20 protein-coding genes and 1 tRNA gene are annotated in these 22,923 nt (G+C 63.9%); 7 read left to right on the top strand and 14 right to left on the bottom strand.

Annotated features, from left to right (window positions below):
* Positions 1–187: 187 nt before the first annotated feature.
* From V6M89_RS01365 to nth, 5 genes are all read left to right on the top strand, one after another.
* Positions 188–1,423 (top strand): polyhydroxyalkanoate depolymerase, encoded by a 1,236-nt coding sequence (locus tag V6M89_RS01365; RefSeq protein ID WP_332851473.1) that lies wholly within the window; start codon positions 188–190, stop codon positions 1,421–1,423.
* A gap of 116 nt (positions 1,424–1,539) precedes the next feature.
* Positions 1,540–1,968 carry a MarR family winged helix-turn-helix transcriptional regulator gene (locus V6M89_RS01360; protein ID WP_332851472.1) on the top strand — a complete coding sequence of 143 codons (429 nt, stop codon included), beginning with the start codon at positions 1,540–1,542 and terminating at the stop codon, positions 1,966–1,968.
* Positions 1,961–3,718, top strand: a complete 1,758-nt coding sequence (locus tag V6M89_RS01355; protein ID WP_332851471.1) for a chloride channel protein — start codon at positions 1,961–1,963, stop codon at positions 3,716–3,718. Before V6M89_RS01360 ends, V6M89_RS01355 begins: the two co-directional genes overlap by 8 nt.
* A gap of 37 nt (positions 3,719–3,755) precedes the next feature.
* Positions 3,756–4,466, top strand: a complete 711-nt coding sequence (rsxB, locus tag V6M89_RS01350) for an electron transport complex subunit RsxB (RefSeq protein ID WP_332851470.1) — start codon at positions 3,756–3,758, stop codon at positions 4,464–4,466.
* A complete protein-coding gene (gene nth, locus V6M89_RS01345) occupies positions 4,463–5,110 on the top strand; it encodes an endonuclease III (protein ID WP_332851469.1) in 648 nt (215 codons plus the stop codon). Before rsxB ends, nth begins: the two co-directional genes overlap by 4 nt.
* Before the next feature lie 82 nt (positions 5,111–5,192).
* Here the strand turns inward: nth and proB are convergent, their stop codons facing one another.
* From proB to rplU, 4 genes are all read right to left on the bottom strand, one after another.
* Positions 5,193–6,311 (bottom strand): glutamate 5-kinase, encoded by a 1,119-nt coding sequence (gene proB / locus V6M89_RS01340; protein ID WP_332851468.1) that lies wholly within the window; start codon positions 6,309–6,311, stop codon positions 5,193–5,195.
* Positions 6,312–6,500: 189 nt separating this feature from the next.
* Positions 6,501–7,610: a GTPase ObgE gene (gene obgE, locus V6M89_RS01335; protein ID WP_332851467.1), complete on the bottom strand. Its 1,110-nt coding sequence runs from the start codon at positions 7,608–7,610 to the stop codon at positions 6,501–6,503.
* A 113-nt stretch (positions 7,611–7,723) separates the two neighbouring features.
* Entirely contained in the window at positions 7,724–7,981 is a 258-nt protein-coding gene (gene rpmA / locus V6M89_RS01330) for a 50S ribosomal protein L27 (RefSeq protein ID WP_116993343.1), read from the bottom strand.
* A 39-nt stretch (positions 7,982–8,020) separates the two neighbouring features.
* The gene (gene rplU / locus V6M89_RS01325) at positions 8,021–8,332 is read right to left on the bottom strand and encodes a 50S ribosomal protein L21 (RefSeq protein WP_008445658.1); all 312 of its coding nucleotides are present in this window, start codon (positions 8,330–8,332) and stop codon (positions 8,021–8,023) included.
* 284 nt (positions 8,333–8,616) lie between these two features.
* Between rplU and ispB the strand changes: the two genes are divergently transcribed.
* Positions 8,617–9,606 (top strand): octaprenyl diphosphate synthase, encoded by a 990-nt coding sequence (gene ispB, locus V6M89_RS01320; RefSeq protein ID WP_332851466.1) that lies wholly within the window; start codon positions 8,617–8,619, stop codon positions 9,604–9,606.
* A gap of 43 nt (positions 9,607–9,649) precedes the next feature.
* Here the strand turns inward: ispB and V6M89_RS01315 are convergent, their stop codons facing one another.
* From V6M89_RS01315 to V6M89_RS01295, 5 genes are all read right to left on the bottom strand, one after another.
* Positions 9,650–10,762 (bottom strand): hypothetical protein, encoded by a 1,113-nt coding sequence (locus V6M89_RS01315; protein WP_332851465.1) that lies wholly within the window; start codon positions 10,760–10,762, stop codon positions 9,650–9,652.
* Complete coding sequence (arsC, locus tag V6M89_RS01310; protein WP_332851464.1) at positions 10,762–11,109, bottom strand: arsenate reductase (glutaredoxin); 348 nt, start codon at positions 11,107–11,109, stop codon at positions 10,762–10,764. Before arsC ends, V6M89_RS01315 begins: the two co-directional genes overlap by 1 nt.
* A gap of 69 nt (positions 11,110–11,178) precedes the next feature.
* Complete coding sequence (locus tag V6M89_RS01305) at positions 11,179–11,880, bottom strand: hypothetical protein (RefSeq protein ID WP_332851463.1); 702 nt, start codon at positions 11,878–11,880, stop codon at positions 11,179–11,181.
* A 65-nt stretch (positions 11,881–11,945) separates the two neighbouring features.
* Positions 11,946–12,557 carry a hypothetical protein gene (locus tag V6M89_RS01300; protein WP_332851462.1) on the bottom strand — a complete coding sequence of 204 codons (612 nt, stop codon included), beginning with the start codon at positions 12,555–12,557 and terminating at the stop codon, positions 11,946–11,948.
* Between the two features lie 104 nt (positions 12,558–12,661).
* Complete coding sequence (locus V6M89_RS01295; RefSeq protein ID WP_332851461.1) at positions 12,662–14,998, bottom strand: TonB-dependent receptor; 2,337 nt, start codon at positions 14,996–14,998, stop codon at positions 12,662–12,664.
* 217 nt (positions 14,999–15,215) lie between these two features.
* Here V6M89_RS01295 and V6M89_RS01290 point away from each other — a divergent pair.
* Positions 15,216–15,292: transfer RNA gene (locus V6M89_RS01290), tRNA-Pro, on the top strand.
* A gap of 6 nt (positions 15,293–15,298) precedes the next feature.
* On the opposite strand, the gene V6M89_RS01285 is transcribed toward V6M89_RS01290, so the two are convergent.
* From V6M89_RS01285 to V6M89_RS01265, 5 genes are all read right to left on the bottom strand, one after another.
* Positions 15,299–17,953 (bottom strand): EAL domain-containing protein, encoded by a 2,655-nt coding sequence (locus V6M89_RS01285; RefSeq protein ID WP_332851460.1) that lies wholly within the window; start codon positions 17,951–17,953, stop codon positions 15,299–15,301.
* A 31-nt stretch (positions 17,954–17,984) separates the two neighbouring features.
* On the bottom strand, positions 17,985–18,269 hold the full coding sequence (locus V6M89_RS01280) for a circadian clock KaiB family protein (RefSeq protein ID WP_332851459.1): 285 nt from the start codon (positions 18,267–18,269) through the stop codon (positions 17,985–17,987).
* A 6-nt stretch (positions 18,270–18,275) separates the two neighbouring features.
* Positions 18,276–20,006, bottom strand: a complete 1,731-nt coding sequence (gene kaiC / locus V6M89_RS01275) for a circadian clock protein KaiC (RefSeq protein WP_332851458.1) — start codon at positions 20,004–20,006, stop codon at positions 18,276–18,278.
* A gap of 204 nt (positions 20,007–20,210) precedes the next feature.
* Positions 20,211–21,245 carry a GGDEF domain-containing protein gene (locus V6M89_RS01270; RefSeq protein ID WP_332851457.1) on the bottom strand — a complete coding sequence of 345 codons (1,035 nt, stop codon included), beginning with the start codon at positions 21,243–21,245 and terminating at the stop codon, positions 20,211–20,213.
* Between the two features lie 31 nt (positions 21,246–21,276).
* Complete coding sequence (locus tag V6M89_RS01265; RefSeq protein WP_332851456.1) at positions 21,277–22,923, bottom strand: methyl-accepting chemotaxis protein; 1,647 nt, start codon at positions 22,921–22,923, stop codon at positions 21,277–21,279.

The raw sequence follows: 22,923 nt of genomic DNA, 5'->3' as shown, positions 1-22,923 counted from the left end.
AGCGGAAACGCTGCTTTTTTTATTGGTTCGGCGGTATTATTGTTTAACCACGGCGGTATTGTGGATACTACGTAGGCTTGCCCGACGGTATTTTGGAATGCTTTACGTCACAAACAATTATTCTATAATTTGGCTTATGATGTGAAGTATTGGTGCATCGCACCAAGCTCTTGACCCAGGAATAAATATGCTCTACCACCTGCACGAAATGCACCGCTCGTTCCTGACCCCGCTGATGCAGTGGGCCGACGCGTCGTCCAAGATGTTCACCAATCCGGTTTCGCCACTGGCGCACACGCCATTTGCCCAGCGCATCGCCGCGGGCTACGAGCTGATGTACCGGTTGGGCAAGGACTACGAAAAGCCGGCGTTTGAAATCGACAGCACCGAAGTCAAGGGCGAAACCATAGGCATCATCGAACAAGTGGTGTCGAACAAGGCCTTCTGCCGCCTGATCCACTTCAAGAAAGACCTGGACGACAAGAAAACCAAGGCCCTGAAACAGCCGACCGTGCTGCTGGTGGCGCCGCTGTCCGGCCACCATTCGACGCTGCTGCGCGACACCGTGCGCGGCCTGTTGCATGACCACGACGTGTTCGTCACCGACTGGACCGATGCGCGCATGGTGCCGCTGTCGGAAGGCGCCTTCCACCTGGACGACTACATTTTCTACGTGCAGGACTTCATCCGCCAGCTGGGCCCGGACGTGCACGTGATTTCCGTCTGCCAGCCGACCGTGCCGGTGCTGGCGGCGATTTCGCTGATGGCCACCGCCAAGGATCCGGCGCTGCCGAAGACCATGACCATGATGGGCGGCCCGATCGACCCGCGCCGCTCGCCGACGCAGGTCAACAACCTGGCCACCGAAAAGAAATTCTCGTGGTTTGAAAACACCGTGATCTACGCGGTGCCGCCAAACTATCCAGGCTTCGGCCGCAAGGTCTACCCGGGCTTCCTGCAGCACGCCGGCTTCATCGCCATGAACCCGGGCCGCCACGCGCAGAGCCACCGCGAGTTCTATATGCACCTGGTCGAGGGCGACGACGAGCCGGCCGACAGCCACCGCAAGTTCTACGACGAATACAACGCCGTGCTGGACATGCCGGCCGAATACTACCTGGACACCATCAAGACCGTGTTCCAGGACTTCGCGCTGCCCAAGGGTACGTGGATGGTCGGCGGCAAGCCGGTGCGCCCGCAGGACATCACCACGGTGGCGCTGTTCACCGTCGAAGGCGAGCTGGACGACATCTCCGGCGCCGGCCAGACCCAGGCCGCGCACGACCTGTGCAGCGGCATCCCGGCCGACATGCAGCAGGATTACGTCGCCCCCGGCGCGGGCCACTACGGCATTTTCTCCGGCCGCCGCTGGCGCGAAATGGTGTGCCCGAAGATCACCGAGTTCATCAAGAAGCACGGCTAAGCGCCCCTGCTCCGCAAAATCCCTGCCTCGGCGGGGATTTTTTTTATCCGGATAAAATATATCATGTCGTGATATATTGTGCGCTTTCACACTCAGCCACATTCAGCGCCGCCGCCATGCCCTCACGCTCACCTCCTCCGCTCGCCAAGTCCGACTTTGCCGCGCTGTCCGAATTCCGCTACCAGATGCGGCGCTTCGAGCGCTTTTCCGAAGACGTGGTGCAGGCCAAGGGCATCACGCCGCTGCAATACCTGCTGCTGCTGCACATCAAGGGCTATCCCGGCCGCGACTGGGCCACCGTCGGCGAACTGGCCGAACGCCTGCAAGCCAAGCCGCACGGCGTGGTGGCGCTGGTATCGCGCTGCGAGGCCGCCGGCCTGGTCGAGCGCCGCCCCGGCAGCAGCGACCGCCGCCGGGTCGAAGTCCATTTGCTCAAGGAAGGCGAAGCCATGCTCAGCCAGCTGGCCGAGCTGCACCGCGCGGAACTGCTGTCGCTGGACGGCGTCTTCACCATCCCAAAACTCAGCCAGGACGGCCATGCATAACTACGACGCCCGCCGCGATTTCGACGGCAGTTCCCGGCTGGTGCTGATCGCCGCCATCGCCGCCGTGGTCGGCGCGCTCAGCACCGTGACCGCCGACCTGCTGCTGCACGCGATCAACTTCTTCACCAACCTGTTCTTCTTCCAGAGGTTTTCCACCGCGTTCACCTCGCCGGCCGCGCACACGCTGGGCGCCTGGGTGATCGCGGTGCCGGTGATCGGCGGCCTGGTCATCGGCCTGATCGCGCGCTACGGCAGCGAGGCGATACGCGGCCACGGCATCCCGGAAGCGATCGAGGCCATCCTGTTCAAGAGCAGCACCATGTCGCCCAGGGTGGCCGTGCTCAAGCCGCTGGCTTCGGGCATCGCCATCGGCAGCGGCGGCCCGTTCGGCGCCGAGGGCCCCATCATCATGACCGGCGGCGCGGTCGGCTCGCTGATCGCCCAGCACTTCCACCTGAGCGGCGCCGAACGCAAGGCCCTGCTGGTGGCCGGCGCCGTGGCCGGCATGACGGCCATCTTCGGCACGCCGATCGCGGCGCTGCTGCTGGCGGTGGAACTGCTGCTGTTCGAACTGCGGCCGCGCAGCCTGGCGCCGGTGGCCGTGGCGTGCGCGGTGGCGGGCTTCCTGCGGCCGCTGCTGCTCGATGCCGGACCACTGTTCCCGCTGCATACCGAAGCGTTGCCGCCGTCGGCGCTGTTGTCCTGCCTGATCGGCGGACTGCTGTGCGGCGCACTGGCCTGGCTGCTGTCGACCGCGCTGTACCGCGTCGAGGACGGCTTCCACAAGCTGCCGCTGCACTGGATGTGGTGGCCGGCGCTGGGCGGGCTGGCGGTCGGCATCGGCGGCTTTTTCCAGCCGCGCGCGCTGGGCGTGGGCTACGACGTCATCGCCGACCTGCTCAACAACCACCTGGCCGCCAGCGCCATCGCCGCCCTGCTGCTGGTCAAGGCCGTGATCTGGCTGCTGGCGCTGGGCTCGGGCACCTCCGGCGGCGTGCTGGCGCCGCTGCTGATGCTGGGCGCCGGCCTGGGCGCGCTGCTCGGCCCTTATTTACCGGGCGGCGCGCCGGCCGTGTGGCCGCTGGTGTTCATGGCCGCCACGCTGGGCGGCATGATGCGCGCGCCGGTGATGGCGGTGGTGTTCGCCTTCGAGCTGACGCACGACGTCAACGCCCTGCTGCCGGTGCTGGCCACGTCGACCGTGGCCTATGCGTTCACGGTGATCACCATGCACCGCTCCATCCTGACCGAAAAGATCGCCCGCCGCGGCCACCACATCTACCGCGAATACGGCATCGATCCGATGGAGCGCCACAGCGTGGCCGAAGTCATGACGGCGGCGCCCGCCAGCATCGACGCGCGGCTGCCGGTGGCCGAGGTGCTGCTGACGCACTTCGGCGCGGAGCAACGCCACCGCGCCTTCCCGGTCACGCGCGACGGCGCGCTGCTGGGCATGCTGGACCGCGCCGGCCTGGCCGGCGAGCGTGCCGCCGGCGCCGTCTGCGTGGGCGATCTGTTCGGCGTGAACGTGCCGATCTTCGCGCTGGCCGACGAGACCTGCCGCGCGCTGGCGACGCGGCTGGCGGTGCACCAGCTGGAGCGCTTGCCGGTGGTCAGCGACGCGCAGACGCGCCAGCTGATCGGCATCGTCAGCCGCAGCGACCTGATCAAGCCGGCCCTGAGCCTGCACGCGGAGGAACTGGAACGGCAGACCGTGCGCCGCGTGTGGCCGTCGAAACCGCGCGCCTGATAAGGTTTTTGGCGCCGGGCGGTGCAGATATCGGATAATGTCGTTTTATCGCAATGAGTTCGCCGTGCAGCCCACCGCCCCCACCACCCTAGCCGACCGCATCGAAGACGTCCTGCCGCAAACGCAGTGCACCAAGTGCGGCTATGACGGTTGCCGTCCGTATGCGGAAGCGATCGCCGCCGGCGCGGCCGAGATCAACCAGTGCCCCCCCGGCGGCGCGGAAGGCATCGCGCGCCTGTCGTCGGTAACGGGCCGCAAGGTCATCCCGCTCAATCCCGTCAACGGCCTGGAACGGCCGCGCGCGGTGGCGTATATCGACGAGTCGCTGTGCATAGGCTGCACGCTGTGCATCCAGGCCTGCCCGGTGGACGCCATCGTCGGCGCGGCCAAGCTGATGCACACCGTGGTGCCCGACCTGTGCACCGGCTGCGATTTGTGCGTCAACCCGTGCCCGGTCGATTGCATCGTCATGTACCCTGTCACCGAAACCACCGGCTGGGACGCCTGGCGCCAGGCCGACGCCGACGCCGCGCGCGAACGGCACGACTTCCACATCTTGCACCTGCAGCGCGACAAGGACGAAAACGACGCCCGCCTGGCCGCCAAGGCCGAAGCCAAGATGGCGGCGGTGCACGCGCTCGATCCGGCCGACGCCGCAGGCGAAGCGGAGAAGGAACGCAAGCGCGCCATCATCGCCGCCGCAATGGAACGCGCGCGCCTGAAAAAAGAACAGAACAAACAAGAATGAATCCAGCCAAACGCTACGAAATGTTCGTGCGCTTCCGCGCCGCCAATCCCAAGCCTGAAACCGAACTTGCATACACCTCGCCGTTTGAACTGCTGATCGCCGTGCTGTTGTCGGCGCAGGCGACCGACGTCGGCGTCAACAAGGCGACGCGCAAGCTGTACCCGGTGGCCAACACGCCGCAGGCCATACTGGATCTGGGTGAAGAGGAATTGAAGACCTACATCCAGACCATCGGCCTGTACAAGACCAAGGCCAAGAACGTCATCTCGACGTGCAGAATGCTGGTGGAGTTGCATGGGGGCGAAGTGCCGCGCGACCGCGAATCGCTGGAAGCCCTGCCGGGCGTAGGCCGCAAGACCGCGAACGTGGTGATGAACACGGCCTTCGGCGAACCGACGATGGCGGTGGACACGCACATCTTCCGCGTCTCCAACCGCACCGGCCTGGCGCCGGGCAAGAACGTCGACATCGTCGAGCAGAAACTGCTGAAGTTCGTGCCGAAAGAGTTTTTGCAGGACGCCCACCACTGGCTGATCCTGCATGGCCGCTACACCTGCAAGGCGCGCAAGCCGGAGTGCTGGAACTGCATGCAGCAGGACCTGTGCGACTACCGCAGCAAGACGCCTGCGCCGGACGGCCTCTGACCACGTCATTCCCGCGCAGGCGGGACGGTCCGCCGATGCGGTCCATACTCAGCATAGACTCCCGCCTGCGCGGGAGTGACGCCTATACCAGCACGAGATTGTCGCGGTGGATCAACTCCTGGCCTTCGACGAAGCCCAGGATGGATTCGATCTCGCTCGATGGCTTGCGCATGATGCGGCGCGTTTCGGCGCTGGTGTAGTTCGACAGTCCACGCGCCACCGGCGCGCCGTCCGCGCCGACGCAGGTGATCACCGCGCCGCGTCCGAACTCGCCCTTCACTTCCACCACGCCGATCGGCAGCAGCGATTTGCCTTCCTTGCTCAGCTTCTGCACCGCGCCCGCATCCAGCACTACCTGTCCCGCCGTGTGCAGATGATCGGCCATCCATTGCTTACGCGCCGTCAGGTGACCGGTCTGCGCGGCCAGCTCGGTACCGATGGCTTCACCACTGGCCAGACGCCCCAGCACATTATCTTCACGGCCATAGGCGATCACCGTATGCGCGCCCGACTTGGCGGCGCGCTTGGCCGCCAGGATCTTGGTCAGCATGCCGCCGCGACCCAGGCTGCTGCCGGCGCCGCCCGCCATCGCTTCCAACGCCAGATCGCCGGCGCGGCCTTGCTGGATCAGCACCGCCGCCGGGTCCTTGCGCGGATCGGCGCTGAACAGGCCTTGCTGGTCGGTCAGGATGATCAGCGCGTCGGCCTCGATCAGGTTGGCCACCAGCGCGCCCAAGGTGTCGTTGTCGCCGAACTTGATCTCGTCGGTGACGACGGTGTCGTTCTCGTTGATGATCGGCACCACGCCCAGGCGCAGCAAGGTGGTCAAGGTCGAGCGGGCGTTCAGGTAGCGTTCGCGGTCGGCCAGGTCGGCGTGCGTCAACAGCACTTGCGCCGTGCCCAGCTGGTGCGCGCGGAAGCTGGTTTCGTAGATCTGCGCCAGGCCCATCTGGCCGACGGCGGCGCACGCCTGCAATTCGTGGATGTCGGTCGGGCGCTGCTCGAAGCCCAGGCGCAGCATGCCTTCGGCGATGGCGCCGGACGAGACCAGCACCACTTCCTTGCCCAAGGCCCGCAGGCCGGCGATCTGCGCGGCCCAGCGCGCGATGGCGGCGTGGTCCAGCCCGCGGCCGTCGTTGGTGACCAGCGACGAGCCGACCTTGATGATGATGCGGGTAGCTTTTTGGATGACAGAATTCATGGACACGGGCTTTACTAAAGCGTTCTCAAAACAAGCGTATGGGGTTCAGTGCTGTGATTTGGCGGGCGGTTTGCCCTGCTTTGCCGCTAACGGTCGCCGGCCCTGCGGTGGCAGGACGGCGCCGAAATGGAAAGGCATAATCAGCTGATAACTGATTATGCCGGTAATGCAGAGGATAAGTCGAGGGTCTTAGTCGAGGATCTTGAAACGCGGATCGTCCGGATCGATGGAGGAGATGCCGCGCGCCTCTTCCGTCATCTGGGTTTCTTCCGCGCGCTGCTCGCTGTGACGCTTCGCTTCCAGGTGTTTCTGGATGGCGTTGACCAGCTCCTGCGTGCCGTCATGGCTCAGCGCGGAGATCTCGAACACCGGGCCCTTGAAGCCGAACTTCTTGATGAAGTCCTTGACGCGCTTGACGCGCTCTTCTTCCGGCACCATATCCAGCTTGTTCAACACCAGCCAGCGCGGCTTGTCGACCAGCGCTTCGTCGTACTTTTTCAGTTCGTTGACCAGGGCCTTGGCTTCCTTGACCGGATCGACGTCGGTTTCAAACGGCGCCAGGTCGACGATGTGCAGCAGCAGACCGGTGCGCTGCAAGTGACGCAGGAACTGGTGGCCCAGGCCGGCGCCTTCGGAAGCGCCTTCGATCAAGCCGGGAATATCGGCGATCACAAAGCTCTTCTCGTGCGACACGCGGACCACGCCCAGGTTCGGGTGCAAGGTGGTGAACGGGTAATCGGCAATCTTAGGACGCGCGTTCGATACGGCCGAAATAAAGGTCGACTTGCCGGCGTTCGGCATGCCCAGCAGGCCGACGTCGGCCAGTACCTTCAGTTCCAGGCGGATGTCGCGGCGTTCGCCTTCCTTGCCTTCGGTCTTTTGACGCGGGGCGCGGTTGGTCGAGGTCTTGAAGTGGATGTTGCCCCAGCCGCCCTCGCCGCCCTTGGCCAGCAGTTCGATCTGGCCGTGTTCGGTCAGATCGGCCAGGATTTCGCCCGACAGATCGTCGATGATCAGGGTGCCGACCGGCATGCGCAGGTGGATGTCGTCCGCGCCCTTGCCGTAGCAATCGGCGCCGCGGCCGGATTCGCCGTCTTTACCGCGGTGGACTTTCGAGAAGCGGAAATCGACCAAGGTATTGATGTTACGGTCCGCTACGGCCCAGATCGAGCCACCCTTGCCGCCGTCGCCGCCGTCAGGGCCGCCGAACGGGCGGAATTTTTCACGGCAAAACGAGGCGCAACCATTGCCGCCGTCACCACCGATTACTTCAATTTTTGCTTCGTCGATAAACTTCATGATGTACCGCCATAAAACTAAAAAGGCCCTACCGTGGGCAGAGCCTTTCGATTGAAGGCTTGCGCCTTACAAAACGACCCGTGCGGCGAGCGCACCGGGCCGGGTAGCGTTATTTACGCTGGAACGACGGTAACGAATTGCTTCGAACCTTCGCCCTTGACTACGAACTTGACCTTGCCGTTCACCAGAGCGAACAGGGTGTGGTCTTTGCCCATGCCAACACCTTCGCCGGCGCGCACTGGCGTGCCGCGTTGACGAATGATGATGCCACCAGCATTGATCGATTGACCGCCATAAACCTTAACGCCGAGGCGCTTTGATTCTGAGTCACGACCATTTCGCGTTGTGCCGCCGCCTTTTTTGTGTGCCATTTAAGACTCCTTGGATACTAATTCTCGGGCAAACGGCGATTAGCCGTTGATCGATACGATTTGGATTTCGGTGTAATTTTGGCGATGGCCTTGATGCTTCTGGTAGTGCTTACGACGACGCATCTTGAAAATCTTCACTTTATCGTGACGACCGTGTGCCACAACAGTAACCAGTACCTTTGCACCCTCAACCAGAGGAGCACCAAATTTGATGCTTTCGCCTTCGCCAACGGCGAGGACCTGATCGATGGTGAGTTCGGAACCAATGTCTGCCGGTATCTGTTCTACTTTAAGTTTTTCGCCAGCGACAACTTTGTATTGTTTGCCACCGGTTTTTATGACCGCGTACATGATTTGAAACCTCATCAAATGTTTAAGAAAATTTCGTCCGATATCCTTGAAAGACCCTTGCGAGGCAGGCATGGAAACCGGGGAACCGCTGATTATACATGGGATGGGATTTCGCGTCAAAAACTATTCACAAATGCCGACGGGCGTGGTATGTCGACTATTTTGTTGCCGCGTACAGATTATATATTTGACAAACATGTTGCCATGAACAGGGGCCGATGCCCCCTCTCTGCGGGGGCATGACGTATAATCGCGGCACCCATAGTCTACCGCACAGGTTCGCCTTGTCTGCCGCTACCCAAAACGCCACTCAAAACAATATCGCCCACACGATCGCCGCCGACATGGACGCGGTCAACACGGTGATCCGCCAGAAACTGCATTCCGAGGTCAGTCTCGTCAATCAGATTGCTGAATACATCATCAGCGCCGGCGGCAAACGCATCCGGCCGGTGCTGGTCCTGCTGGTGGCCAACGCTTACGCATATAAAGGCACGGCGCACCACGAGCTGGCCGCGGTGGTGGAATTCATCCACACCGCCACCCTGCTGCACGACGACGTGGTCGACGAATCGTCGCTGCGCCGCGGCCGCGCCACCGCCAACGCCCTGTTCGGCAACGCCGCCTCGGTGCTGGTGGGCGACTTCCTGTACTCGCGCGCCTTCCAGATGATGGTCGGCCTGAACAATATGCGCGTGATGCAGATCCTGTCCGACGCCACCAACGTCATCGCCGAAGGCGAAGTGCTGCAGCTGCTGAACATGCACGACCCGGACGTCAGCCAGGAACGCTATCTGCAAGTGATACGCTCCAAGACCGCCAAGCTGTTCGAGGCGGCGGCCGAGCTGGGCGCGCTGATCTCCGGCTGCAACGACGCGCAGATCGACGCGGCCGGCGAATACGGCCGCTCGCTGGGCACCGCCTTCCAGCTGATCGACGACGTGCTGGACTACGCCGGCGACGCCAATGAAATCGGCAAGAACGTCGGCGACGACCTGCGCGAAGGCAAGCCGACCTTGCCGCTGATCTACCTGATGGAAAACGGCACGCCGGAACAGCGCGAGCTGGTCCGCAGCTGCATCGAACAGGGCGACGAGCAGCACTTCGACACCATCCTGGCGGCGATCACCACCAGCGGCGCACTGGACTACACGCGCCAGCAAGCGGTGACGGCGGCCGAGCGCGCATCCGCCGCGATCGCCGACCTGCCCGACAGCGTCTACAAGGAATCGCTGCTGCAGCTGGCCCACTTCTCGGTCCACCGCACGCACTAAACGACAACGGCGCCTCAGGCGCCGTTTTTATTTGCGGCCGCGCTTACTTGCCGGCCGTGGTGTGCTGCACGCCGCCGGCGCGCCTGAGGATTTGCTGGATGTCCTCGCGTTTCTCGAAAATCGCCTCGTCGAGCGGCGTGTTGTAGTCGATCTGGTTCACTGGAAAGCCGCGCTGCAGCGCCAGTTCGACCACGGCAGGCGCGCTGCGGCGGACCAGTACGTGCAGCAAGGGCGCGCCGGTCATGTAGGTGCAACTGGCATCGAGCCGTCCCAGCAGCGCCAGCACGGCGGCGGTGATTTCCGCGTCGTCGCCATCCCTGTAATCGCGGCCGCGGCCCTTTGCGCTCGGCGAAGGCAGGTCCAGCAGCTGGTTGAGCTGGTAGCACATGGCTTCCGGCGTGCCGCCGTCGCGCAATACGGCGGTCGCATCCCGCAGCACCGGCGCGCGCGACGTCAGGCCGGTGCGCGCGTCGCCCGGCGCCGCGCCGGTCACCGGGCCGGTGGCCGGCAGGTTCTTGATGTCGCGCTCGAGCGCCCCGGCCCAGAGGTCGACCATCTTGCTCGCGTAGCAGTGCATACCGCACAGCATTTCCTTGAGCGGCGCCAGCAGATCAAGCTGTATTTCGCAATAGTCCGCGCCGGACAGCCAATACTGTTTGGCCTTGCCGTCCAGGACCAGGCTGACCACCGAGCTGGCGACCTTGGGAGTGCAATGTATGGCGTCGTTCGAGGCCAGGTTGGCCGAGGTGGCCGGCCCGTTGTGCTGCGCGTATTGCCGGATCAGGCGGCGCGCGTCGTCGGGATTGACCGGGCGCACGTCGAACGACGAGTAACCGCGCTCCAGCATCAGATACGCGCGCTCGCCCTGCACGAACAGGCCGTGCCGATGCGAGGTGCTTTGCACGAATACGGCCGCATCCAGGCTATCGAGCGGCACCTGCTGCAGCAGATAGCGCATCTGCCAGCTGCGCTTGTCGATGACCTGATACAGGTTGTAGGTGTCGTTCCATCCGCTGCGGATCGGCGGCGCCTCGGCCCGCTGCGCCTTGAACGTCAAGTCCCAACCCGCCGGCACTGGCGCCGCTTGCGCCAACTGCGCCGCCGCGATGGTGGCGGCCAGCATCAGCCGGAATAGCCAGCGCAGCGGCCGCATCATTACAGCAGTTCCAGCACCAGCTCGGATGGACGGCACAGGCGCACGCCTTTGTCGGTCACCACGAACGGGCGATTGATCAGGATCGGATGGGCCATCATCGCGTCCAGCAGCGCGTCGTCGGACAGCGTGGCGTCGGCCAGGCCCAGTTCGTCGTACAGGTCGCCCTTGTCGCGCATCGCGGCGCGCGCGCTCAGGCCGGCCTTGGCGATCATCGCCTTCAAGGCCTCGCGCGACGGCGGGCTCTTCACGTAATCGACGATCTCCGGCTCGACGCCGGTGGCGCGTATCGCTTCCAGCGTCTTGCGCGAGGTGCCGCAGGCGTTGTTGTGATAAATCGTGATGGTCATGATGCTGCCTTTGCGTGAAATTCAAAGGCAACATTATCGCTGAAAACGCCGGCCGCACCGCAGCGGCCTTTACTGCCCGCCGCCGGCATAGGGAAGCAGCGCCGCCGTCGGCTGCGACGCCTTGGCAAACAGCTTGCCGGCCAACTGTTGCGCCTCCGCGCGCGCCTGCGGGCTCAGCTGGTCGGGATCGTGCCCGCCGGCCAGCTTCAGGCCCATCTGCCCGGCAAACAGTTCCCACGCATAGGCCTTGCCGGCGTCACCCTCGGCGTCGTACAGCTGCACCAGCACGGCAATGATCTGGATATGCCCCGCCACGGCGGCATCGGCAAAATACTGCCGGCCCAGCTCCTTTGGATTGGCCTCGGTATCGAAACCATCGCTGGACTGCAACGCCGCCGATTCATAGTAGTACTGCTGCGCCAGTTGCAGCATCGCGTACAGGTCGCCGGCCTTGGCGCGCCGGTTCAGCTCGGCCAGCGGCAGCGAGAAATACTCTTCCGGCGTGAAATAGCCGCCCTGCTTCATGCGCAGCTTGCGCTCTTCCAGCAACTTGGCTTGATCGATCTCGCTGGCGGCGCCGCGGCCGAACGGCGACATCAACCAGTTGGTCGCGCCGCTGGCGGTCTGCACCTCGGCGGCGTGCGCAGGCGCGCCTGCCGCCGGCGCCGTCGCCTCGCGCCGCGCGGTCAACGAGGTGGCAGGATGTTCGTCACCAGGCCAGAAATAGTATGCCAGTCCTGCCAGCAAGCCAACGAGCAGCCAAGGTTTCATGGATTCACTCCAATAAAAAAACGCCGCCCGTCGAAACGGACAGCGTCGAGTCTATGCCGATGGCATCAGAAGCGGCAAGGACCCCAGCCCCAGTGATTCTGGTAGGCCAGCAGCTGCGCTTGCGTCGAGCTGCAGGCCATGAAGCTGTAGGTGAACTGGGACATGCTGCCCGCTCCCACGCAGACCAGATAGCGCTCCGCCTTGCCGCCGCCCGGACAGGTCGTGCCCGGCGGATTGGTCGGCGTGGTCGGGGTTGGATTCGGGTCCTTGGGCGACGACCAGATAATCTGCCCCGAACTGCCGTTCCACAACGTGATCTGCAGGCTGCCGGTGGTGGCGTGGACGCCGGCACGATAGTCGCCGGCCGGCCGGCCACCGGTATTGCTGGCCCACTTCACGTTGTTGGCGTCGTCATACTGCACCAGGTTGCCGTCGGCCTGCATGACGGTCTTGGTGGCGCCGCTGGAATAGGTAGCCCAGATCGGCGTGCCGCCATCGCAAGTATTGCTGCGCGGACGCTTGTAGACGACCAGGTTGCTGTCTGCCTGCTGCAGCAGGCAGTATTCGCCGCCCGACTGGGTAAAGTCGCCGGCCCGCAACTCGGTATTGGTTGGAATTTCACCGTAGTACGAGGCAGCTTGGGCGCCAAACGACGCCGCCACTGCCAGTACCGCCATGCTCAACTTAGGAACCACACGCATTATTAATCCCCTAATTTTAATAAGAGACTAACAATATCATAAAAGTAATGTTACCGAAATAATACCCCTACTGTCCTCGCTTAAAACTTCGCCGCCACGCTCACGCCGATGCTGCGCGGCGCCAGCCGGTAGCCCTGCACGATGGACGCCACCTGCGGATGCTGGATCACCGTGTCGGTATCGAAGGCGTTCTTGATGAACACACTCACGTTGTAGCGGTCGAAGGACATGCCGGCGCTGAAGTCGGTGCTGTGGTAGGCCGGCCGCTCGTAGTCGGTCTGCTCGGGATTGAGCGAGCCCTTGCTGGCGCCCACCCACTGCATGCCGCCCATCACGTAGGCGCTCTTGTCGCCGAACGCCGCGAAGTTGTAGGTGGCGTTGAAGGCGGCGTTATATTTCGGCACGCCCTGCACCTGCGCGCCGGCCACCGCGCCGACCACGCCGTTGCGCGAGCCCTCGTCGTTGGACAGCTCGGCCTTCACGTAGCCGGCCGACGCCGTCAGCGTCAGGCCCGGCAGCGGCTTGGCCTTGATGTCGAACTCGAAGCCCTTGCTGGTGGCGTCGCCGGCGTTGGCGTTGTAGGTGTAGGCGCAGGTCGGCAGGTAGACGCCCTGCTGGATGTTCTTCCACTTCACGTAGAACACGTCGGCGTTGACCGTGACGCGGTTGTTGAGGAAGCGCGACTTGCTGCCCACCTCGTAGCTCCACAGGCTGTCGGCCGAATACGAATCCGGGCCCTTGGTCAGGCCGTTCGCCTCCAGGTCCTGCGAGCAGGTGGTCGGCGGCACGTAGATGTTGTTGCCGCCCAGGCGGAAGCCCTTGGCCACGCTGGTGTAGACGGTGTTGGTCGGATTGACTTCCCACGTCAGCGCGTACTTCGGCGTGAAGGCCTTGGACGACGAGGCGGCGCTGCTGTTGTTGCCGGCGCCGGCCAGGTAGTTGCCGTTGCGCTGGTCCAGCGTGGAATCGGCCTTCAGGTAGCGCGCGCCCACGGTGGCGTGCACGGTCGGCGTGAAGTAGTAATTGACCTCGCCGAAGATCGAGCTTTGCTTCTCGCGGAAGTGGAAGGCGCCGGCGAACGAGTTATCGTTCGGGAACTGGCCGGCCCGCGCGTCCGGCAGCAGGTCAGGATCGGCGATGTCGAAGCCGAAGCGTTTGAAGGTGTCGGTCACGCCGAAGATCGGGTCGTTCTCGATGACGTTGGTGTGCTGGTTGGAGAAGTAGGTGCCGGCCAGCCAGGTCCACGGCGACACGCTCGCATCGTACGGCCGCGAAGCCAGGCGGAATTCCTGCGACACCTGGCGCACCTGGTTGTTCAGGTAGACCGCCGACGGCAGGCCGGCGATCGCCGCGATCAGTTCCGGCGGCGCCTTGCCGCCATCCTCGGTCGAGGTCAGGAAGGTCGACAGCGAATAACTGTTGTAGGCCGAGCCGTTCTGCGTGCGGTCGAACTTGCGCTCGAAGTAGCTGGTGGCCGAGGTCAGGTCCATCGCGCCCAGGTCCCAGTTGACGGTCACGCTGGGGGTCAGCAGCGTGTCCTTGGACGGTTCGCGAACCTGCTTCTGCGCCTGGTAGAAAGGCCGGTCCAGGTTGAAGGCGGCGATGTCTTTCGCATCCACCTTCTGATAGTAGACCGACGGCGTGATCGTCACCGAACGGATCGGCTTCCACTTCAGCGCCACCCGCATTTCCTGGTCGCTGAGCTTGTTGATGTTGCTGGCCAGCTGGTTGCCGTCGCCGTCGACCTGGTTGATGTAGCCGCCCGTGTGCTGGGCCTGCACGCCGATGCGCAACGCCAGCTCGTCCTGTATCAGCGGGAAGTTGGCCACCATATTGGCCGCGTAGTTGCCGCTGCCGCCCTTGGTGTTGGACAGCTCGCCGTAGGTGCTGAACTCGCGCTCCTTCAGGTCCGGTTCGTTCGGCACGAACTTGATGGTGCCGCCCATCGAGCTGGCGCCGTACAAGGTGGCCTGCGGCCCGCGCAGCACTTCGACGCGGTCGATGTCGAAGAACTTCGGCTCCACCGTGCCCATGGTGTAGACGTTGCCGACGGTGATGGAGACATCGCCCAGGTAGATGCCGACGGTGGCCGCGCCGGCGGTCGAGCTGATGCCGCGGATCTCGATGTTCTCGGTGCCGGGACCGGCGCCGCCGTTGCCGCTGGCGGCGGTGAAAGAGATGTTGGGCACCACGCGGGTCAGGTCGGTGAAGTCGTTCACGTGCTCGGCCTGGAGCTGGGCGCCGGTGACGGCGGTGATGCTCATCGCCACCTTGGCCGGATCTTCCTTGCGCTTTTGCGCGGTCACCTTGACCACTTCGATCTCGTCGGACGGTTTGACCTGCGCCCACGCCGGACCCGCCATCACCGCCATCGCCGCAGCCACCGAGCTGCACATCATCTTTTGCCGTATCTTCATGCCAGACCTTCCCATATCAGTGAGGGCGCCGCCCCAAAATAATGCGTATTAATATATTTAACTATATTAACCATCTTGATCTTTTTACAAAGCAAGAAACCTGCCATTCGTGCGGCGGGCGTTGGCATTTAGTCACAAATGGGTTGATAACGAGCAAGTCTTGTCACTCGTGTACGGTTGAAAAATGCGCAAAATTCTGATGTAATTATTCCAGAGCCGGGGTGTGGCTCAGCCTGGTAGAGCGCTGCGTTCGGGACGCAGAGGCCGGAGGTTCGAATCCTCTCACCCCGACCACCAGGCTCAGGACGGCGCGCCGGCGTCGGTTTGGTCGCTACTGTCCGCCAGTGCGACGTCGTGCAGCAGGCTGTAGTGGCGAAATGCGGCTTGCAAGTCGGCGCGCAGGACCTTGTTGTCCCAGGGCTTGGTGTAGAAGCGGTAGATCGCGCTCCGGTTGACCGCCTGCACGATGGATTCCAGGTCGGTGTAACCGGTCAGGACAATGCGGAAGATGTCCGGATACATTTCCTTGACGCGGTCGAGAAATTCCGTCCCGCTCATTTGCGGCATGCGTTGATCGCAGAGTATCACCTGGACTTCATGCTTGGCCAGCAAATCGAACCCTTCAGCCGCCGATCCCGCCGACAGCAGGCGGTAGCCATCCAGGCGCAGCAGGCGCCGCAACGAAGACAGCACACTGGGATCGTCATCGACCAGCAGCAGCGTCTTTTGCAGAACGCTCTCGGCCGCCGCCGGCAACTGCATGCGCAGCCCCTGCAGCAACAACGGCTCCAGGGTCGCCACCGGCAGCGGGCGGCTGAACAAATAGCCCTGGATCTCGTCGCAATGGTGGCGTCGCAGAAATGCCAGCTGGGCCGCCGTCTCGACGCCCTCGGCGATCACATTGAGCTTCAGGCTGCGCGCCATGCCCAGAATGGCCAGCACGATGGCGGCATCGTCCGGATTGCTCGTCACTTCGCGGATGAAGGCGATGTCGATCTTCAATTTATCGATGGGGAAGCGGCGCAGATAGGCCAGGCTGGAATAGCCGGTGCCGAAGTCGTCGATCGATATCTGCACGCCGAGCCGCTTCAGGTTCTTCAGGGTGGTGATGGTCCGCTCGGTGTTGGCCATCAGCGAGCTCTCGGTCAGCTCCAGCTCCAGCAAGTCCGGCGGCACCTCGTGCAGGCGCAAGGCCTCGATCACATCGGCCTCGAGGTCGCCTTCGGCGAACTGGCGGCCCGCGACGTTGACCGAGACATTCATCGGGCCGACATCGGAGCGCAGCCATGCACGGATCTGGCGGCATGCGGTGTCGATCACCCAGCGGCCGGCCGGCACTATCAGGCCGGTTTCCTCGAGCGCGCCGATGAAGATCTGCGGCGAAACCAGACCATAGCCGGGTCGCTCCCAGCGCAACAAGGCCTCAAGGCCGACGATACGCCCGTTGGTCGCCTGCACCTTGGGTTGGTAGTGCAAGACGAACTCGTCGTTCTCCAGCGCCTTGCGCAGCGCGATTTCCAAGTCCAGCCTGGCGAGCACCTCGATGTTCATTTGCGCGGTAAAGAAACGGAAGGTGTCCCGCCCGGCCTGCTTGGCCTGGTACATCGCCGTGTCGGCGTACTTGATCAGCTCCTCCGGAGTCGAGGCGTCGTTGGGGTGCATGGTGATGCCGATGCTGGCCGTGATGCTCACCTCGTGTCCGCCGAGCACGAAGGGCGGACGCAGCGCCTCGCGGATCTTGTTGGCCACGGCAGGGGCCGTGTTATTCCCATCCGGCATCAAGACGATCAGTGCGAACTCGTCGCCGCCCAGGCGGCCGACCGTGTCGCGCACGCGCACGCAGTGCGAAAGACGGTCGCTGAACTGGATCAGCAGCTCGTCGCCGCACGAATGGCCCAGCGTGTCGTTGACGTTCTTGAAGTTGTCCAGATCGAGGAACAGCACCGCGAGCAGCCAGCCGTTGAGTTCGGCCTGCCCCAGCATCTTGCCGAGGATGTCGTAGAACAGCGTACGATTCGGCAAGCCCGTGAGGCCGTCGTGGTGCGCCTGATGCTGCAACTGGTGCTGGGCATGCCTGCGCTCGGTGATGTCGCGCAGCACGGCAACGATGATCCAATCGGCGCCGGAGCGCAGCGCCTGGCGGTGAATTTCCACGTGCAGCCAAGAATCATCCTTGCGGTGTATGCGGGTCAGCGCGCTTTCATTGGTGCCCTTGGCAATCAGGGCATCGTACAGGTCCGCAAGCTCGGCGGGACGCCCGGCCCCGAGGTCGGGCGGTCCCAAGTGCATGAGCTCCTGGCGGCTGTAGCCGCTCATGGAACAGGCGGTGTCGTTGACTTCGATAAAACGCATGGTGCTGCGGTTCAGCAGGAAGATACCGTCGGCGGTGAAATCCATCGCCGTGCGGAAGCGCCGCAAGTCTTCCTCCCCTTTCTTTTGCTCGGTGATATCCATGTGCATCACCACCGCGCCTTGGCGGTAGGCCGCCGCCAAGGGCGACACGGTCAACAGAAACCAGACCAGGCGGCCGCCCGCCATGCAGGAATACTGGGTGGAATAGCTGGCCTGGGCGCCGCACAACACGGCGCGCAGGCCGGCCGCGATCGCCCCCGCCTCGGCCACGCCAGCCTCCCCGGCCTGTTCGCACAGCCGCACATAATTCGCGCCGACGGCGTGTCCCGGGGCCTGCACGGCCGACATGCCACCGCAGCCCTGCCAGGCGTCGTTGACCGACACGATGACGCCATCGGCGCCGAGCATCGCGATGTGCGCCGGCAGCGCGTTGAGCATGACGTTCTGGCGCGACGTCTCGCTCAGGCGCATTTGCTCCTGCGCGCGCCGCAGCAGGAACGGCCGGCCATGCTGATCCATGATCGAATCGACCTCGCCGCCGGTGAGCTGCTCCAGCCGCTCCACGCACTCGTGCAGGGTGGCGATCAGTTTCGTCACTTCCATGGCTATCCACCTTCCAGCCGGTCCGGGCTCCCTACTTGAGCGGCAAACCGAGGGCCAGCAACACGTCGTCCGTCTGATTCAAGGTGCCGACGATTCTGCGCGCGGCCGGCGGCTCCAGCTTGAGCAGGGTCGGCGTCATGAAGACGCCATCCTCCAGCGCCCGCATTTGCTCGCGGAAGACGTCGATCACTTCGATTTCGTAGCGCTGCGCCAGATGGGTGTCGCACAGCGTCTGCAGATTGACCCTGGCCTGCGCGGAATTCTGCGCGTCGCCCGCCACGTACAGGCGGAATTTGTAGATGGAAGAGCAATCCATGTGTTCTCACTTTCCCGCCACGTTGAGATCGGCGCCGCGCAGCTCCGCCATCCGGCTGCGCCCTCGCGTCGCTTCGCGCTCCCGGCTTTCGATGGTACGGGTCAACAGCGCCTTCTCGACCTGCTTGGCGACCAGCTCGGTCTGCACGGATTTGAGCCGCACTTCCAGTTCCGCCTCCTCGGCGTCGAGCTGGACTTGTTTTAGTTGAGCCGCCACTTCGGCCAGTTCCGCATTCACCCGTTCCGCGCTTTCCTTTTCCCAGCGCATGGTGCCCATCAGGACTTCGCCGCCGGCGCTGTAGGTGTCGGCCAGGGTGACGCCGGCATCGCTGAGTATCAGTTCGCGCACCTGGTTCGAGTGCGCCGTGCCGCGCGACTTGATGATGGACATGCCACGATTGCGCTCCCCTGCCTGCACCAGGTAGTTGAGGTGGATCCAGGTATCGGCCAGCGTCGAGATCTGCAGCGGCGAGCCGCCTTCGGACTGGCTTGACATCTCGTCGAGCAGGCTGGTGCACACGAGCGTGATGCCCTGCGCCTTGGACCAGTCGATCAGCCGTTCCGCCACGCTGTGCGCGGTCAATTCATTGCCCGATTTGGACAGGGTCGAGACCGGGTCTATCACCAGGCAGCGCGCGCCGTGCTCCTGCGCCATCATCTTGATGCGCACCAGGTAGGTCTCGGCGCTGCCGGTAATGGTGCGCGCCGAAATCATGCTCAGGCAGCCGCTCTTGATGTAGTCATCGAGGTTGATGCCGACCGAGGAAAGATTGCGCACCACTTCGGATCCATCCGAATCAAAGCTGACGAACATGGTGCGCTCGCCGCGCCGGCAGGCGGCCTCGACGAACGCCCCGCTCAGCGTGGTCTTGGCGGTGCCGGGGAAACCCGTGATGAGTACGCTTGCACCGCGGTAGTAGCCGCCGCCCAGCATGGTATCCAGGCGCGCGACACCGCTCGACACCCGTTCATTGGTCACGTTGGCGTCGACATGGCCCAGCGTGCGCGCGACCGCCACCTCGAAGCCCCGCTTGCTGATCAGGAAGGGCGACTCGTTTTCATCGAAGCCCGAACCGCGATATTTCTGGATGCGCAAATTACGCTGAGACACCCCCAGCACGACGCTGTGATTCAGGACGATGGAGCAATCCACCATGAATTGCATGAAGCCGAACGACTGCGGCATGAGGTTGTCGGCCCCTTCGCCGGTCTTGGCGGTAATGATGGCCGTCATTTCGTGACGCAGCAGCCAATCGTGCAAGCGGTAAATTTCACGCCGCTTGGACATGGCGTCGGGCAGCAAGGCCAGCACGATGTCCAGCGCGTCGACCACGATGCGCTTCGATTTCATCGCCCCGGCCTGGGCTTCCAGGGCCGCCAGCATGCCGCTCAGGTCGAAATTGCCGGACAGTACCAGGTCGGGCGCGGGCTGGGCGTTGAGAAAGTACAAGGCCTTGTTTTCCTGCAAGGCGGGCAGATCCCAGCCAAATCCGTGGGCGTTGGCGACGATGCGCTCCGAGGTCTCCTCGAACGCGACAAAAATGCCCGGTTCGCCACACTCGCGGGCGCCATGCACCAGAAATTGCAGCGCCAGGATGGTCTTGCCCGATCCGGGGCCGCCGGCGAGCAAGGTCGTCCGTCCTCTCGGCAAGCCGCCATCGGTCATTTCATTCAGGCCAACAATGCCCGTGAGTGCTTTCGAGAATTCCTGCGATGGGGCAGTCGATACCTGGGACATAGTCGGATACCTGCGTGAACAAACTGGAGAGGGGAGGCGCAAGCGCAAAATTGCGGCTGCACGAAGAAAGGCACGAACGGCAGAATTCAGGCCAGTAGCGGCACTTCAGGTGTTGATATATTGGAAATTCAATATATCACGCGCCGCGATCAGTATCGGATAATATTTGAGTTAGTCAACTTTTCAGACACAAAAACATTCCAGCTAGAACAAGGTGATGCTGCCGGACTCGACCTCTTCCAGCACGCCCTGGGCGCGCAGCGTGTCGTAATGGCAGACGCGGTTGCGGCCGGCCTTCTTGGCTTCGTACATGGCGCGATCGGCGCGTTCCAGCACGGATTTCGGCAACACCGTGGTCGATACCATGCTGAAGCCGCCGCTCAGCGTCACCCGCCCCACCTGCGGATAGTTGTAGTCGCCGACCGCCTTGCGCAGCCGTTCGAACAGTTGGGTCGCCGTCTCGCGGTCGCCCGCTTCGACGATGGCGATGAATTCCTCGCCGCCGTAGCGAAACAGCAGGTCGGTGCGGCGCAGCGTCTTGCCCAGCACGCGCGACACCAGCAGCAGGATCTCGTCGCCGATCACATGGCCGAACTGATCGTTGATGCTCTTGAAATGATCGATATCGAGCACGCCCAGCCAGTAGCAACCGCGTTGCGGTTGCACCGACAATTCCTCCCACAGGCGCTCCAGGCTGATTTCCATCGCATAGCGATTGTGCAGGCCGGTCAGCCGGTCGCGCTGGCTGGAGTCGAGCAAGGCGTAGTAGTTCGAATACACCCGCAGCACGCCGGTGATCACCGCCTCCTCCATCGGCGTCAGGATCTGGCCGCGCTCGAAGATCAGGTAGCCGCTTTGCTGCTCGCCGCTGCGCAGCGGGTAGCAAAAGATCAAACCGTCGCCGCGCCGGCGGTGGCAGGGCTGGCCAAGCAGGCGCACGTTGTCGATCACCTCCCTGATATGCTCGGCGATATTGGTCTCGTTGCGGATCGCGTCGATGCGCTCCGAGATGCGCTCGGCGCCGTCGCTGTCGCGCGAACCGGTGCGCGAATGGTGCAGGATGTGGGTAATCTGATATTGGCTGCTGATACGGTACAGCGAGGTTTCCAGCACGCCGACGATGGGCGCCAGCGTGCGCAGCAGGCTCTGCTCCACCAGTTGGGTGTCGCGGATGGCGGTAATAGCGCCCAGCTTTTTCAGCATGCTGGGTAGCGGCGAGGCCGCGCGCTCGGTTGACATGGCATCATCTCCAAAATCGACGAGCCGGGGCTCAGTCCAATCGGCCATGTTGCCCGCCGCGCCGCAACGTGTCGCCATGCGAAAGCATGGGGTGGGTGGCCATCCGCTGCGCCGGGCGGTCGCCGGCCAGCTTGAACACCCCGACCTCGCGCAGCATGCCGGCCGCCTGCTCCTGCATGCTGGCCGCCGCCGCGGCGGCCTGTTCAACCAGCGCGGCGTTTTGCTGGGTGGCCTGGTCCATCTCGCAGACCGAGCGGTTGACCTGCTCGATGCCCACGCTTTGCTCGCTGCTGGCACTGGCGATCTGGCCCATGATATCGGTCACCTGCTGCACCGAGGCGACGATCTTGTGCATGGTCGCGCCGGCCTCGTCGGCCAGCAAGCCGCCACCGTCGATGCGGGTGACCGCGTCGGCGATCAGGTTCCTGATTTCGCGCGCGGCGCCGGACGAACGCTGCGCCAGGTTGCGCACTTCGGTCGCGACCACCGCGAAACCACGTCCCTGATCGCCGGCGCGGGCCGCTTCCACCGCCGCGTTCAACGCCAGGATATTGGTCTGGAAGGCGATGCCGTCGATGACGCCGACGATGTCGGCCATCTGGTGCGAGCTGTGCTTGATGGCGGTCATGGTGGCCACCACCCGCTCGACCGCCTGGCCGCCCTGCTGCGCCACGCCGGCCGCCGACAACGCCAGCTGGTTGGCATGCTGCGCGTGGTCGGCGTTTTGCCGCACCGTGGCGGTCAGCTGTTCCATGACGGCGGCGGTCTCTTCCAGCGAACTGGCCTGGGCCTCGGTGCGCGCCGACAAGTCCATATTGCCGGCGGCGATTTCACGCGCGGCCACGGAGATGGTTTCGGTGCCGCTGCGCACCCGCCCCACCGTCGCCCGCAGGCTGTCGTTCATGCGCTGCAGGGCCAGCAGCAGCTGGCCCGGTTCGTCGTCGTAGCCGGTGGCGATATGGCTGGCCAGGTCGCCCGAGGCCACCACCTGCGCCACCCGCACCGCGTCGTGCAAGGGCCCGGTAATGCTGCGCACGATCAGCACCGCGGCGGCGATGCCGGCCACGATGGACAGCGCCAGGATCGCCAGCATCAGCAGCGTGGCCGAGGCGATCAGGGTGACCGATTCGGCCTCGCTGGCGGCGGCGCGCAGGCTGCTGAGCTCCACCACGCGCTGGATCGCCGCCAGATGCTGGCCGTAGGCCTGCTTCATGCGCTGCATGGCTGCCGTGGCGGCGGCATGATCCTGCGCCCGCACGGCCGGCGCCAGTTGCGTGAAGGCGATCGTGTAGAAGCTTTGCGCCGGGGCGTCGGCCTGCTTGAGCAGGGCGTCGGCAACCTCGCCGTCGAGCTGCTGCGCCTGCCAGTAGGCGCGGCGGCTGTTGTAGCTGCGCTTCAGCGCATCGAGGCGCGCCAGCAGCGCGTCCTGCTCGGCGGCGTCGACGGCCGCCATCAGCTGGAAACTGACCAGATAGGATTCCAGTATGTATTCCGGCGGCGGCAGCACGTCGGCGATCAGGTCCTTGTCCTGCACGATGCGCTGGTACAGCGGGCCGTTGACTTTCAGCTCGTTCAGGGTCTTGAACGACCACAGGCCGTAGATCGCCATGCCGGTCAGGAAAATGGCGACCAGGATCGCCAGGCGGCGGGACAGTTTAAGCTTACGCAATAAATCCAT

The organism is Duganella sp. S19_KUP01_CR8, assembly GCF_036688705.1.
In the GTDB taxonomy this organism is placed as follows: Bacteria; Pseudomonadota; Gammaproteobacteria; order Burkholderiales; family Burkholderiaceae_D; genus Rugamonas.
Note: the sequence above shows the minus strand (reverse complement) of the source record. Positions and strands in the feature narration are given on the sequence as shown.

Coding starts and splice junctions, on each gene's coding strand:
- V6M89_RS01300 (WP_332851462.1), bottom strand. CDS start 12,557: ATGGCGGTACTGGCAGTGGCGGCGTCGTTTGGCGCCCAAGCTGCCTCG.
- arsC (WP_332851464.1), bottom strand. CDS start 11,109: ATGACCATCACGATTTATCACAACAACGCCTGCGGCACCTCGCGCAAG.
- V6M89_RS01305 (WP_332851463.1), bottom strand. CDS start 11,880: ATGAAACCTTGGCTGCTCGTTGGCTTGCTGGCAGGACTGGCATACTAT.
- rplU (WP_008445658.1), bottom strand. CDS start 8,332: ATGTACGCGGTCATAAAAACCGGTGGCAAACAATACAAAGTTGTCGCT.
- nth (WP_332851469.1), top strand. CDS start 4,463: ATGAATCCAGCCAAACGCTACGAAATGTTCGTGCGCTTCCGCGCCGCC.
- rsxB (WP_332851470.1), top strand. CDS start 3,756: ATGTCGTTTTATCGCAATGAGTTCGCCGTGCAGCCCACCGCCCCCACC.
- obgE (WP_332851467.1), bottom strand. CDS start 7,610: ATGAAGTTTATCGACGAAGCAAAAATTGAAGTAATCGGTGGTGACGGC.
- proB (WP_332851468.1), bottom strand. CDS start 6,311: ATGAATTCTGTCATCCAAAAAGCTACCCGCATCATCATCAAGGTCGGC.
- V6M89_RS01365 (WP_332851473.1), top strand. CDS start 188: ATGCTCTACCACCTGCACGAAATGCACCGCTCGTTCCTGACCCCGCTG.
- V6M89_RS01360 (WP_332851472.1), top strand. CDS start 1,540: ATGCCCTCACGCTCACCTCCTCCGCTCGCCAAGTCCGACTTTGCCGCG.
- V6M89_RS01270 (WP_332851457.1), bottom strand. CDS start 21,245: ATGTCAACCGAGCGCGCGGCCTCGCCGCTACCCAGCATGCTGAAAAAG.
- rpmA (WP_116993343.1), bottom strand. CDS start 7,981: ATGGCACACAAAAAAGGCGGCGGCACAACGCGAAATGGTCGTGACTCA.
- V6M89_RS01315 (WP_332851465.1), bottom strand. CDS start 10,762: ATGATGCGGCCGCTGCGCTGGCTATTCCGGCTGATGCTGGCCGCCACC.
- V6M89_RS01265 (WP_332851456.1), bottom strand. CDS start 22,923: ATGGATTTATTGCGTAAGCTTAAACTGTCCCGCCGCCTGGCGATCCTG.
- V6M89_RS01355 (WP_332851471.1), top strand. CDS start 1,961: ATGCATAACTACGACGCCCGCCGCGATTTCGACGGCAGTTCCCGGCTG.
- V6M89_RS01280 (WP_332851459.1), bottom strand. CDS start 18,269: ATGGATTGCTCTTCCATCTACAAATTCCGCCTGTACGTGGCGGGCGAC.
- V6M89_RS01285 (WP_332851460.1), bottom strand. CDS start 17,953: ATGGAAGTGACGAAACTGATCGCCACCCTGCACGAGTGCGTGGAGCGG.
- kaiC (WP_332851458.1), bottom strand. CDS start 20,006: ATGTCCCAGGTATCGACTGCCCCATCGCAGGAATTCTCGAAAGCACTC.
- V6M89_RS01295 (WP_332851461.1), bottom strand. CDS start 14,998: ATGAAGATACGGCAAAAGATGATGTGCAGCTCGGTGGCTGCGGCGATG.